This is a genomic window from Niveibacterium microcysteis, assembly GCF_017161445.1.
GTDB classification, from domain to species: domain Bacteria; phylum Pseudomonadota; class Gammaproteobacteria; order Burkholderiales; family Rhodocyclaceae; genus Niveibacterium; species Niveibacterium microcysteis.
Window position 1 is genome coordinate 1,657,750 of sequence record NZ_CP071060.1, and the last position, 12,941, is coordinate 1,670,690.

Below are 12,941 nucleotides of genomic sequence, written 5' to 3' on the forward strand. Positions count from 1 at the left end.
CGCGACTCACGAGGTCGCGCCGTACCGACTGGAAGGACACCACCGATGTCAAACACCCCTGCTTACGACGCGCTGATGGCGCGCAGCCGCTCGCTGCACCGCTTGAATCATCTGGCGCAGATCGCCAGCGTCGATCGCGAGACCCTGATGCCGCCGGGCGGCGCCGAGGCGCGAGCGCTCGCGCTGGCGGAGCTGGAACAGCTGATGCACGCGCGCAGTACGGATCTGGTGATCGCCGATCAGCTGAAAGCGGCTGAGCAGGAGACGCTCGACGACGAGGCCCGCGCGGATCTGCGCGAGATGCAGCGCGGCTACCTGCTCGCCACCGCCTTGCCGGCTGAGCTCGTCGAAGCCAAGGGCTTGGCCGCGTCGCGTTGTGAATACGAGTGGCGCGCCCAACGCCAGGCGAACGACTGGGCGGCCTACCTGCCCAACTTCCGCGAAGTGCTGCGCCTGAGCCGCGAAGAGGCGGCCCGCTTGTCCGACGCGCTGGGCGTGTCGCCCTACGACGCGTTGCTGGACGGTTTCGAACCCGGCATGCGCAGCGCTGAGGTCGCGCGTGTGTTTGGTGCGATGCGCGCCTGGTTGCCGGCTCTGATCGCGCGGATTCGCGAGAAGCAGGCAAGCGAGACGGTGATCGAACCCGTCGGCCCCTTCGCGCTCGATGCGCAGCGAGCACTGGTGCGCGAAATCGCCGAAACGCTCGGCTTTGATTTCGAACGCGGCCGGCTCGACGAGAGCACTCATCCCTTCAGCGGCGGCGTGCCTGAGGATGTGCGGATGACCACGCGCTTCCGCGAGCACGATTTCTCGGTCGCGCTGTTCTCCACGATCCACGAAACCGGCCACTCGCGCTACGAGCAGGGTAGCCCGCGCGCCTGGCTGGGGCGGCCGATTGGGTCCTGGCGTTCGATGGGCATCCACGAGAGCCAAAGCCTCGCATTCGAGATGCAACTGGCGCGCTCGCGTGGTTTTCTCGAACGACTTGCGCCGCGCCTGGTTCACTACTTCGGCGCCCAGCCGGCATTCGAGCCGGAGAACTGGCTGCGCGCGGCGACGCGTGTGGTGGCCGGCAAGATCCGTGTGGACGCGGATGAGGCGACCTATCCCTGCCATGTGATGCTGCGCTTCGATATCGAGCACGCGCTGGTCGCCGGCGAGATGCAGGCCGAAGATGTGCCGGCTGCGTGGGACGAAGGCATGTGCGATCTGCTTGGCCTCGACACCCGCGGCGACTACCGTGATGGCTGCATGCAGGATCCGCACTGGGCCGGCGGCGCCTTCGGCTATTTCCCCTGCTACACGCTCGGTGCGCTGTATGCCGCGCAGTGGTTCGCGGCAATTCGCCGCACGACGCCGGATCTGGATGCTCGTATCGCCGCAGGTGATGATGCGCCGGTGTTCGACTGGCTGAGTGCCAACATCTGGTCGCAAGCCAGCCGCTGGACCACGCCGGAACTGGTGCAACGCGCCAGCGGCGAGGCACTGAACCCCGAACACTTCCGCCGGCATCTGGAGACGCGCTACCTGAGCTGACGCGCCGAGACGCCGGGGCAGGGGATCGGGCTGACGTTTCGTAACATCACCGACGCGGCATCCCTGTAAAGTCCACCCCCGCTTCGCGCCGCCCACGGCCGGCACCGCCCCGCCTGACATGATGAATCCGAAACAGTTCTTCCCGCGCCAGGTGGTCGAGTCTGGCGGCAACCGCTGGGACTGGGCCCTGCTGCCCTTGTTCCTCGCGCTGCTGACGATGCTGGCCTACGGCGCATCGCAGATGGCGCGCCCCTACGCGATCGGCGAACAGTTGCCGCTGTCGCTCGATCCGCTGTGGCTGCCCTACTACCTGATGCGCACCACGCTGCGCATGTTCCTCGCGCTCGGCGCTTCGCTGATCTTCAGCTGCATCTTCGCCGCGCTGGCGGCCAAGTATCGGGTGGCGGAGAAGGTGCTGGTGCCGGCGCTGGACATCCTGCAGTCGATCCCTATCCTCGGCTTCCTGTCGATCACGGTGACCGGCTTCATCGCGCTGTTCCCGGGCAATCTGCTGGGTGTGGAATGTGCGGCGATCTTCGCGATCTTCACATCGCAGGCCTGGAACATGGCCTTCAGTCTGTACCAGTCGCTCAAGACCGTGCCGGGCGAATTGCAGGAGGCGGCGCGCATCTTCCAGCTGTCGAGCTGGCAGCGCTTCTGGCGGCTGGAATTGCCCTTCGCGATGCCCGGCTTGCTGTGGAACATGATGATGTCGATGTCCGGCGGCTGGTTTTTCGTCGTGGCGTCGGAAGCGATCTCGGTGTCGAACCAGAGCATCAAACTGCCCGGCATCGGTTCCTACATCGCGCGTGCGATCGAGGAGCAGAACATGGTCGCGATCGGCTGGGCGATCGGCGCGATGCTGATCGGCATCATCTGCTACGACCAACTGTTCTTCCGCCCGCTGCTGGCGTGGGCCGACAAGTTCCGCTTCGAGCAGGCCTCGGGCGAGACCGCGCAATCCTCGTGGCTGCTGACCTGGCTACGCCGCACCGATCGCTTGCAGGGCATCGCGGTTGGCGCTGCAAAGTTGCTCGAACGCTCGTTCACGCTGTTCAAGCGTGACTACGACGGCACCTCGATCCGCGCGCGCCCGAAACCGGTGAGCGATGGCGTGCGCCGTGCGTGGGATGCAGTGCTCGCCGCGCTGGTGCTGTTCGCGACCTGGCGGCTCGTGAGTTTCGTGCATGCGGAAGTGGGCTGGGGCGAAGTGGCGCATGTTTTCGGGCTCGGGCTCATCACACTGCTGCGCGTGATCGTACTGATCGGGCTTGCGGCGCTGGTGTGGGTGCCGGTCGGCATCTGGATCGGGCTGCATCCGCGCGCGGCGGATCGCCTGCAGGCGGTCGCACAATTCCTTGCGGCGTTCCCGGCCAACCTGATGTACCCGATCGCGGTGCTCGCGATCGTGCACTGGCACCTGAACCCGGATGTCTGGCTGTCGCCGCTGATGGTGCTGGGCACGCAGTGGTACCTGCTGTTCAACGTGATCGCCGGCGCATCGAGCGTGCCGACCGAGCTGCGTTACGCCGCGAAGAACCTGGGCCTGAAAGGCTGGCTGAAGTGGAAGCGCTACCTGCTGCCGGCGGTATTCCCGAGTTTCGTGACCGGCGCGATCACCGCGAGTGGCGGTTCGTGGAACGCCAGCATCGTGTCCGAGTACGTCACCTGGGGTAACACAACCCTTGAGGCGCACGGGCTCGGCAGCTACATCGCGCGGATGACGGCAACTGGCGACTTCCCGCGCATCGCGCTGGGCATCGGCGTGATGTGCGTATTCGTGATGGGTTTCAATCATTTCGTTTGGCGGCGGCTGTATCGCATCGCCGAAGACCGGATGCATTTCTAGGAGTCCGCGATGACCGGGCCGATCATTTCCCTCAAGGGCGTGGGCAAGTCCTTCCGCACCAGTGATGGCACGCCGCGTGCGGTGCTGGAGAACGTCGACTTCGAATTGCGCGAAGGCGAGATCGTGGCGCTGCTGGGCCAGTCCGGCTCCGGCAAGTCGACGCTGCTGCGCATCCTCGCCGGGCTGATTCCGGCCGACGCGGGCGACGTGCGCTATCGCGGTCAGCCGCTGTACGGGCCGGCGCGCGGCATCAGCATGGTGTTCCAGTCCTTCGCGTTGTTTCCGTGGCTGACGGTCCAGCAGAACGTCGAGTTGGGGCTGGAAGCCCGCGGCGTATCCCCGGATGAGCGCGAGGCCAAGGCCGAGGCGGCGATCGACCTGATCGGGCTGTCCGGCTTCGAAGGCGCGCTGCCGCGCGAACTTTCCGGCGGTATGCGTCAGCGCGTGGGCATCGCGCGTGCGCTGGTGACCGACCCGGAAGTGCTGCTGATGGATGAAGCCTTCTCGGCACTCGATGTGCTGACCGGTGAGCGCTTGCGCGACGACATGCTGGAGCTGTGGGACAGCGGCAAGATGCCGACCAAGGGCATGCTGATCGTGTCGCACAACATCGAAGAGGCGGTCATGATGGCCGACCGCGTGCTGGTGTTCGCCAACAATCCGGGCCGTGTTCGCGCCGAACTGGCGATCGATCTGCGCCGCCCGCGCGAAGTCGACAGCACCGAAATCCGTGCGCTGATCGACGAGGTCTACGCCTTGATGACCGCGAGCGCACCGCGAGCCGGCCGCCCGGCGGAAGAGCCGGTGCGCCTGCACCTGGGCGACCGCCTGCCGGAAGCCGACGTCAGCCGCATGGAAGGCGTGCTGGAACTGCTGGTTGGCGAGCCCTTCAATGGCATCGCCGACTTGCCACAGTTCGCCGAAGAGTCGGAGCTCACCGACGAAGAACTGCTGCCGCTTACCGAAGCGCTGCAACTGCTCGGCTTCGTTCATCTGGCACGCGGCGACATCTCGGTCACGCCGCTCGGGCGCCGCTATGTCGAAGGGCAGAACACGCTGCGCCACGAGCTGTTCGGCCAGCAATTGCTCGCGCATGTGCCGATCGCAGCACACATCCGCCACAGCCTGGAGCAGGAAACGTCGGGCGAACTTGCCGAAGAACCCTTCCTGCGCCTGCTCGCCGAGACGATGGATGCGACGGACGCCGAGCGCACCTTGCGCACCGCGATCGAGTGGGGCCGCTACGGCGAGGTGTTCGAGTACAACTACCACACCGGCCTGATCCATCTGCCGGATGGCGATGAGGCTGAAGCGGGCGCATGAGTTCGGCGCAGCAGGCCACGGTTGAAGCCGCCGCGCTGGCGGCGCTGATGTGTGCGGACCCGGCGGAGAAGGCCATCGCCGTGCGTGCGCTGCTCGCGGATTGGCAGTCTGGCGCGCTGCTGCGTGCCGGGCGCGCCGTCGTCGATGGGCCCGTGTGCTCACCGGGCCGCCCGCCCAGACCTGAGCTGGTATCACCGGACGCGGTGCCGCGCCGCGCCCCCGGCAGCCGCGAAGGCCATGCAGCGCTGCTGCACGCGGTGGCGCACATCGAGTTCAACGCGATCAACCTTGCGCTCGATTGCGTGGCGCGGTTCTGGGATCAACCCGACGAGTTCGTGACCGACTGGCTCGGTGTCGCGGTGGAGGAGGCCTACCACTTCGGCCTGGTCTGCGGCCGGCTTGCTGCGGATGGCTACGCCTACGGCGACTTTCCGGCCCACAACGGCTTGTGGGACATGTGTTGCGACACTGCCGGCGATTTCGTCGCCCGCATGGCCTTGGTGCCGCGCCTGCTCGAAGCACGCGGGCTGGATGCCACGCCGCCGATGATAGCCAAGCTGATCAAGGGTGGCGACGCGGACACCGTGGCGGTGCTGCAGATCATCCTGCGCGACGAGATCGGCCATGTCGCGATCGGTGATCGCTGGTTCCGCGCCGGCTGCGCGGCGCGCGGGCTGCAAGCCGAATCCGCATACCGTGACTTGATCGTGCGCTTCGATGCGCCGTGGCCCAAGCCGCCGTTCAATGTGCCGGCACGTCTGCAGGCCGGGTTCAGCCAGAACGAGCTGGATCGACTTGCGAACGAGCGCCCGGCACCGTACCGAACACCGCGCAAACCTGCTTGATCAGGCCAGCTCGCTGATCGCGTCGCCGGGCCGGATCAGGCCGCCGGTGACGATGCGCGCACGCAGGCCGCCCTTGCCGACAAAGGCCTTCACGACCTGCGCATAGGTGCGCTCGGCAAAGGTTCGGCACGGCTCGCACAGCTCTATCCCCTCAAGCTCCACTTCGCCAACCCGGAACCGCTTGCCGCACAGTGCGTTGAGCCGCACGTCGCGGGTGATCAGGTTGCGCCGCGGCTGATCGGTCGAGAGGGCGAGCCCCGACGCTGCAACGAACTCGTCGATGCACTCATGTTCGATCAGCGTGATCTGCGCGGCGGGGTCTGCGTCGCCGCCGGGGCGAAAGTAGCGATCGCCGCGCAGGCCGCAGCCGGCGACGGCCTCAACTTCCTGCATCGGCGACATCGGGGCGCCTTCCGAGGCGGCAATCAGGATCTGAACAACGCGCGACATCGTGCCCTCCGCAGGCGTAATAGCAAGCCTGCGCAGCATAGCAACGCCATGTGTCGAACATGTGTGCGCGATGGGTGTGGCGGCTCGGCGATAATCCTGCCTCCTGCCCGAAGAAAGTCTGCGTCGTGTCCGCTGTTCCAGATTCGAGTACCTCCGCCGAGGCGGCTTCTGCGTGGGCCGAGTGCCTTGCCGGGGTCAAGGCTGAACTGCCGCTGCTGTTGGGCGTTGTTCCCTTTGGCCTGATCTTTGGCGTGCTCGGGCTGGCGGCCGGGCTGCCGGCATGGGCGGTGGTTGCGATGTCGTCAGTCGTGTTCGGCGGCTCGTCGCAAGTGGTGTTCGCGCAACTCTGGGGCGCGCAGGTACCGGGGCCGGTGATCACCGCTACCGTTGGCGTGGTGAATCTGCGTCATGCGCTGTACAGCGCAAGCCTTGCGCAGTACTTGCGCGAACTGCCGATGCGCTGGCGCGTGTTGCTGGCCTACCTGCTGACCGACGAAGCCTATGCGCCGACGATCCGCCGTTTCGCCGATGGCCCCGCGACGCCGAATCGGCACTGGTTCCTGTTCGGCACCGGCTTCACCTTGTGGGCTTCCTGGCAGCTATCCACCGTGGCGGGCGTACTGCTCGGCGCGGCGATTCCGTCGTCGTGGTCGCTCGACTTCTCGATTGCGCTGACCTTCATTGCGCTGTTGCTGCCCGGCATCCACCGCCGCAGCGAACTTGTGGCGGCGCTCGTCGCCGGCTGCGTCGCCCTGGCTGCGCAGGGGCTGCCGCACAAACTGTGGATCATCGCGGCAGCGGTTGCTGGCATTGCGGCGGGCGCCGCCAGCCGGCGCTTCGACCGGAGGGCCGACCATGCGTGACGGTATCGGGCTGATCCTTACCTTGGTCGCCTGCGGGCTGGTGACCTTCCTGACCCGCTTCTCCTTCATCGCCGGCGGCCAGCGGCTGGCCCTCGGCCCGCGGCTGCAGGCGCTGCTGCGCTACGTGCCGCCGGCCGTGCTGGCGGCGCTGATCGCGCCCGAGATCTTTGTGCGTGAGGGCGTGGTCGATTTCTCGCTATTGAGCCCAAGGCCCATCGCGGCGTTGCTTGCCGCCGTGGTGGCGCTTTACACCCGCAGCGTATCGCTGACGATCGGCGCGGGCTTGCTGGCGCTATGGCTGGCGCAGCACTTTCTGCGCTGAACGCCCGGCTGTGATTCTTGCCACAGCAGTACCTGTGACGCCCGTCGCGGACGTGCGGTCGTGACGGCTGTAGGGCCCGGCGGCGCTGCTAACATCCCAGGTTGCGTATCGGGTGGTGCAGGCTTCAAGCCGCGCTGGTGCGCGGAAATCCGAGCCCCCTGCGCATGTCTGTCAAATACATCCTCGATGCCCCGTCGCGCCGCAAGCTGATTGCGCTCAGCCTGCTTGCGCTGCTGTGCTGCGTCGTCGCGGGATGGGCTGCGTCGCGCATGATCGACGCACAGCGCGAGGGTGAACGGCTGGCGCATGTGCTGCACCGGCTGGAGTCGCTGCGCGCGGCGATCCTCTCCAACGCGATTCCGGCCGTTGCGGCGCCGGATGACGACGCCAACGTGCCCCGCCTGCTGGCGGATTGCCTGCAGTTATCTTCGGACGACGCCGCCCAGCAAAGGCGGCTGACCAAGCTGGGTGCCCTGCTGGACATGCGGCAACGCCAGCCGCCGATCAACCTGGATCAGGATCCGCAAGCGGGCCCGATGCAGCCGGGCGAACTCGGCAACACCTATGTGCTGCTGGCAGCCCATGCGTGGATCGACGCGATGAAGGTTTCCCTCGAAGACCGCCTGGCGCTGAGTCAGGCGCGCCATCAGGAATCCTTGCAGTGGGTGCAGTGGGCTGTTGCGGCGGCGTTGATTGCGGCGCTGTTGTTCGGACTGGTGCTGATCCGCGTGATGCGGCATCTGTCGCACCAGGGCCATGCGCGGATCTCGTCGCTGGAGGCCAAGGCCAACCGCGATCCGCTGACCGGCCTGCCAAACCGCCGGTTGCTTCAGGACCGGCTGGAACAGGCCGTGCTGCGTGCGCGCCGGCGGCGCTGCCATGCGGCGGTGGTCGTGATCGACCTTGATGGTTTCAAGCCGGTCAATGACACCCACGGCCATGCGATCGGCGACGTGGTGCTGCGGCGCGTGAGCAAGCGCATGAAGAGCGCACTGCGCAGCGAGGACACCGTCTGCCGCATGGGCGGCGACGAGTTCGTCGTGATCATCGGCGAAGTGGATGACCCGGTGTATGCCGTACGCCGCGCGCGCGACCTGGTGCTGCGCATCTCGCGGCCGATCCGTCACGAGGACAAGGTGTTGCGGGTCGGCGCCAGTGCCGGCCTGGCGCTGTTCCCGGACGACGCCGGCGACGGCACCGAACTGCTCGAGCTCGCCGACCAGGCCCTCTATGCGGCGAAGCACGGTGGCCGCGGGCAAGTGGTCACCGCCGGCGAAATGACGCACGGCCACACGACGCTGACTTCGCTGCCCAGCGAACCGGCCGCAAGGCTCGCCTGACTCGCAAAAAAAGACCCCCGCGGACTTCGCGGGGGTTGTCACAGCACACTGACGACTTGCTTCGTTACCTGAAGGAATAGTTCGCTGACAGGTAGTAGGTACGGCCGCGCGGATCGGTATAGGTCGGGTCGTAGGTCGATAGGAAGTAGTAGGACTGGTTCGAGAACGGCGGCGCGGTGTCGAACAGGTTCAGGACACCCGCACGCAGCTTGAGCGCCTTGCTCACATTCCAGTTCCCGACGAGATCCCAGGTCGAATACGACGAGACATCGCGCGGCGGCAGCAGCGCGCCATCGCCGCCGGCGGCATTCGGGTCGACCGCCTTGTTGTGGTCGGTGTAACCGGACGAGAAGGAGTTCGATACAGTCAGGCCAACCTGGCCGAGTTCCCAGTCGAACGACAGCCGGTGGCGCCACTCTTGCACCACCTGGTCCACCAGGAAGCGGCCGACGTTGTCGACGAATTCCTCGCTGCCGAACTGGCGCTTGTATTCCAGCACCCAGGTGCCGGAAAACTTGGCGCCGAAGCGGCCATAAAGCGTGGCATCGCTGCGCCATGCCCCCTCGAAGTCGATGCCGGATGTCTTCAGCACGCCCTGGTTCTGCTTCTGCAGCACCATGTTCGTGATGAAGCCGTCGGCGTCGCGCGTCACGTAGGGCGCTTCGTACTTGTCGAGGTTCTCGAGGATGATCTCTTCAGCAAGGCCGCTGATGATGTCCTTCTTCTTGATGTTCCAGTAATCGACGCTGACGCTGGTATTGCGCAGGGGTTCGAAGACGAAGCCGAAGGAAAACTGCTGCGACTTCTCCGGCTTCAAATCCGCATTGGATCGGCGCTCGACCGGCACCTGGTCCGTGCAGTCCACCAGCGCATTGCCGGCTGCAACACAACCCGGATCGGGCAGGATCGCGGAACTGCTGCCGAACGAGGTTGGCCGATACAGCTCGCTGAAGGTCGGCGCACGGAAACCGGTACCCGCCGAACCGCGCACGAGCAGGCTCTTGCTCGGTTGCCAGCGCACGCCCAGCTTCGGGTTCACGGTGTTGCCGACGTCGCTGTAGTTGTCGTAACGCAGCGCGAACTGCACTTCAAGCTGCTGCGTGAAGGGCGCGTTCAGCTCGGCGAACAGGCTGGAGATGTTGCGACTGTTCGAGGTGGCTTCCAGCGTTGCACCGCTGCTGCTGCGGTCACCCGCGATGTTGTTCGAGTTCAGCAGCGCAGACGGCGTGAAGTCGGCTGTCTCGCGGCGGAATTCGAAGCCGGTTGCGAGCCCGAGTTCGCCGCCGCCGAGCGACATCAGCGAGCCGGTCAGTTTGCCGTCGATGCTGGTCGTGACGCCCTTGGAGCGGCGCCCCACCTCGTCCACCTTGATCGAGTCGATCAAGGATTTGCCGGCGGCCGGCGAGGGGCCGAACGGGTTGATCTGCCCGCCCTTGATGCCGGCGACGAACTCGTCGTAGAGGAAGTAGCCGTTGACCATGCGGTCGCTGGTTTCGTTGCTGGCGTAGTTGAGGCCCAGGTCGTAGTCCCAGCCGCCGACGCCGCCCGTCAGCGCGAGCACGAAGCGCTGCGCGTCTGACACCACTTCATTGCTGCGGTTGCCGCCCTCGGTCACGCGCTGGCGCAGCTCGACGTTGCCGCTTGTTGGCAGTGCGCGGTCACCCAGCCAGCCGTTCACCACGGAGACCGGAACGCCGGTGATCTGCAGCGGATTCGGGCTGGAGACGTAGGTCGTCGTGGTCTGGTTCTTCATCAGTTCGAGCGAGATGTCGGTGCGCTCGTTGATGCGATAGACGCCGCGGCCGAGGAAGCCCATCGTCTCTTGCTCAGGGTAGATCTCGGTGTCCTGCATGTAGTCGTAGCTGCAGCCCTGCGAGACCTGATTCGCAGCGTAGATCGTGGCCGGCGGGTTGCAGGCGGGCGAGAACGGGTTGATGGTGCGCTCGGTCACCGCTTCGCCGCCGATCAGGTAGCCCGCCGCCTGCAAATCGCTTCGCTGTTTGCTGGTCAAACGGATGTTCGCCGGATCGGTGCGGCTCGACATGTAGAACGGCAGGTTGGTCGCAAGCGGGCGCTCTTTCAGGAACTCGCGTTGCGTCGAGCGCAGGCTGTCGAGCTTCTGATAATCGAACACGCCGAACACATTGAAGCGGTCGGTGTTCAGGTCGCCGTAGCCGCCGCCGACCGATGCCGCGGTTTTGCCGGCGCCGCCTTCCTGGGTGGTTGAAGCGTAGACGTTGACGTCCGCACCCACGTAGTCCTTGCGTGTGATGAAGTTGATCACGCCGCCGATCGCGTCAGTGCCGTAGATCGCCGACGCGCCGTCCTTGAGGATCTCGACCCGCTCGACCGCGCCAGCCGGGATGTTTTTGAGGTCGACCCCGGCGCTGTCACCTGGCGAGGCGAAGTTCGCCATCCGCCGGCCGTTGAGCAGGACCAGCGTGCTCGATACGCCGATACCGCGCAGGTTCGCGCCGTTGAAGCCGCGCTGGCCGCCGGTGTTGTCGGTGATGCTGGCGCCATCGGTCAGCGGCGCGTTGTTGGCGCTGATCATCTTCATCAGTTCGGCGGCCGTGGTCGCGCCGCTCTTGATGATGTCGTCCTTCTTGATCGTTTGCACCGGCAGTGCGGTCTCACCCTGGATGCGCTTGATGCTGGAACCCGTGACCAGAATCCGGGCGGGGGCCGGGGTGACCACCTCTTCGGCAGTGGCGGCCTGGGCCCCCAGTGCCAGCACGATCGCAACGGCTTGCGCGCAGGGTGTCATGCGAAAGGGCAGGGGCAGGGTGGGCGGTGGGCGGTGAGCGTCGGTCATGCTGAAAATCCTCTCCGTGGATGCTGTTGCATGTCGGGCCCCGCTTCGGTGATCCGGGGCCTCGGTGCCCGCTGCTGGCGAGGCATGGCGACGCAGTCTAGGGAGGGGGGCCGGCTTTGCGAACGGGGCGGGAGGCCCGTCGTCGCAAGCCGGCAAGTTAGGGTCGCAATCCGTAAAACGCGGGATTTCGCGTTTGCCGCAAGGCGACATCGACTTGCGTGTTTGCTCCGTTGGCGGTGGGGAGCGTGGAATCGCCTGCGCATCGATGACACCATCGCTCCCCATGGCGACCGGGTCTGCCGGCCGCGCTCAGATACTGCGATTTCATGCGAAGCAAAATCCTTCTCTGGCCTCTGGCGCTTTTCTCGATGGCCCTCGGTGTTACACCTGTGGCCGCAGCGGACGCTGTGCCCGCCGGCTATGCGGTGCCGATCGGCGGGGCGCTGAAGTACGACAACGAAGCGGTGTGGGGCCGGCTGGTCGAGCTTGCGGGCGGCAAGGGCGCGCGCTTCGTCGTGCTCGCTACCGCAGCGGGCAACCCGGCGCGCTCAGGGCGCCAGATTGCCGACGCGCTGGCGCGGCGTGGTGCGCTTGCCGAAGTGCTGCCAGTTTCGCCGAAGCTGAACGACGCGGATGTCACGGCCGCAGTGCGTGATCCTGCACTGATTGCAAAGGTGCGTGCCGCGCGCGGCGTGTTCTTCTCTGGCGGTGCGCAGGAGCGCATCGTTGATAGCCTCGCCCCGGCCGGCGTGGAGTCGCCGCTGCTCGCCGAGATTCGTGCGCTGCATCGCCGTGGCGGGGTCGTTGCGGGGACCAGCGCGGGCGCGGCGATCATGAGCAGCGTGATGTTCCGCGACGCGCAGGATGTGATGCGCATCCTCAAGGGGGAGCTGCGCCAGGGCAAGGAATACGACCGCGGGCTCGGCTTTGCAGGCGAGTCGCTGTTCGTCGACCAGCACTTCCTCAAGCGTGGCCGTATCGGCCGCATGCTGCCGCTGATGGTGGCCAAGGGCTACACGCTTGGCCTTGGCGTGGAAGAGAACTCCGCCGCGATCATCCATGGCGACGAGATCGAGGTCATTGGCGGCAAGGGGGCCTTGCTGGTCGATCTCTCATCGATGAAGCGCGATGCGGATTCGGGGCCATTCAACCTGCGTGGCGCGCGCCTGAGCTACCTCGATCGCGGTGATCGCTATCGCATGTCGACCCGCACGGTGTTGCCATCCGCCGCCAAGCTGGCCGACCACCGGGTTGATCCGAATGCAGCCGACTTCAAGCCGTTTTTCGATAACGACGCCTTCCACCTCGACATGCTGGGCGACACGACCATCGTGAACGCGATGAGCAACCTGATCGACAACGCCCGCCGGGAAGTGCGTGGCCTCGCCTTCAACGCGCGGCCGGCGGCCGACGATCCGGCGCCGTCGCTGGGCTTCGAGTTCCGGCTCTACAAAGGTGAGGACAGTGTTGGCTGGTACACCGGCGCTTTCGGTGGCGAGGACTACACGGTCGCCAACCTGTACCTCGATGTCACGCCGGTCCGCGTCGCGCAGCCCTTGTACCGGCCGTGGATCAACTGAGTACCCGTTTTCGCCGAA

General features: G+C 66.1%; 10 protein-coding genes. 8 read left to right on the top strand and 2 right to left on the bottom strand.

Annotation, left to right across the window (positions count from 1 at the left end; genetic code table 11):
- Nucleotides 1–45 precede the first annotated feature (45 nt).
- From JY500_RS07595 to JY500_RS07610, 4 genes are all read left to right on the top strand, one after another.
- On the top strand, nt 46–1,536 hold the full coding sequence (locus JY500_RS07595; RefSeq protein ID WP_246479823.1) for a carboxypeptidase M32: 1,491 nt from the start codon (nt 46–48) through the stop codon (nt 1,534–1,536).
- Between the two features lie 121 nt (nt 1,537–1,657).
- Nucleotides 1,658–3,385, top strand: a complete 1,728-nt coding sequence (locus JY500_RS07600; RefSeq protein WP_246479824.1) for an ABC transporter permease — start codon at nt 1,658–1,660, stop codon at nt 3,383–3,385.
- Nucleotides 3,386–3,394: 9 nt separating this feature from the next.
- Nucleotides 3,395–4,708 (top strand): ABC transporter ATP-binding protein, encoded by a 1,314-nt coding sequence (locus tag JY500_RS07605; RefSeq protein ID WP_172196637.1) that lies wholly within the window; start codon nt 3,395–3,397, stop codon nt 4,706–4,708.
- The gene (locus JY500_RS07610; protein WP_206255820.1) at nt 4,705–5,553 is read left to right on the top strand and encodes a ferritin-like domain-containing protein; all 849 of its coding nucleotides are present in this window, start codon (nt 4,705–4,707) and stop codon (nt 5,551–5,553) included. The genes JY500_RS07605 and JY500_RS07610 overlap by 4 nt, the downstream gene beginning before the upstream one ends.
- On the opposite strand, the gene JY500_RS07615 is transcribed toward JY500_RS07610, so the two are convergent.
- Nucleotides 5,554–6,003: an MOSC domain-containing protein gene (locus JY500_RS07615; RefSeq protein ID WP_206255822.1), complete on the bottom strand. Its 450-nt coding sequence runs from the start codon at nt 6,001–6,003 to the stop codon at nt 5,554–5,556.
- 125 nt (nt 6,004–6,128) lie between these two features.
- Between JY500_RS07615 and JY500_RS07620 the strand changes: the two genes are divergently transcribed.
- The 3 genes from JY500_RS07620 (at nt 6,129) to JY500_RS07630 (ending at nt 8,528) form a co-directional block, all read left to right on the top strand.
- The gene (locus JY500_RS07620; protein WP_246479825.1) at nt 6,129–6,866 is read left to right on the top strand and encodes an AzlC family ABC transporter permease; all 738 of its coding nucleotides are present in this window, start codon (nt 6,129–6,131) and stop codon (nt 6,864–6,866) included.
- Nucleotides 6,859–7,188, top strand: coding sequence for an AzlD domain-containing protein (locus JY500_RS07625; RefSeq protein WP_172196645.1), 330 nt, complete (start codon nt 6,859–6,861; stop codon nt 7,186–7,188). The genes JY500_RS07620 and JY500_RS07625 overlap by 8 nt, the downstream gene beginning before the upstream one ends.
- Before the next feature lie 164 nt (nt 7,189–7,352).
- A complete protein-coding gene (locus tag JY500_RS07630) occupies nt 7,353–8,528 on the top strand; it encodes a GGDEF domain-containing protein (RefSeq protein ID WP_172196647.1) in 1,176 nt (391 codons plus the stop codon).
- 64 nt (nt 8,529–8,592) lie between these two features.
- Here JY500_RS07630 and JY500_RS07635 read toward each other — a convergent pair whose 3' ends face one another.
- On the bottom strand, nt 8,593–11,343 hold the full coding sequence (locus tag JY500_RS07635) for a TonB-dependent receptor (protein WP_206255825.1): 2,751 nt from the start codon (nt 11,341–11,343) through the stop codon (nt 8,593–8,595).
- Nucleotides 11,344–11,711: 368 nt separating this feature from the next.
- Between JY500_RS07635 and JY500_RS07640 the strand changes: the two genes are divergently transcribed.
- On the top strand, nt 11,712–12,923 hold the full coding sequence (locus JY500_RS07640) for a cyanophycinase (RefSeq protein WP_206255827.1): 1,212 nt from the start codon (nt 11,712–11,714) through the stop codon (nt 12,921–12,923).
- The last annotated feature ends 18 nt before the right edge of the window (nt 12,924–12,941 follow it).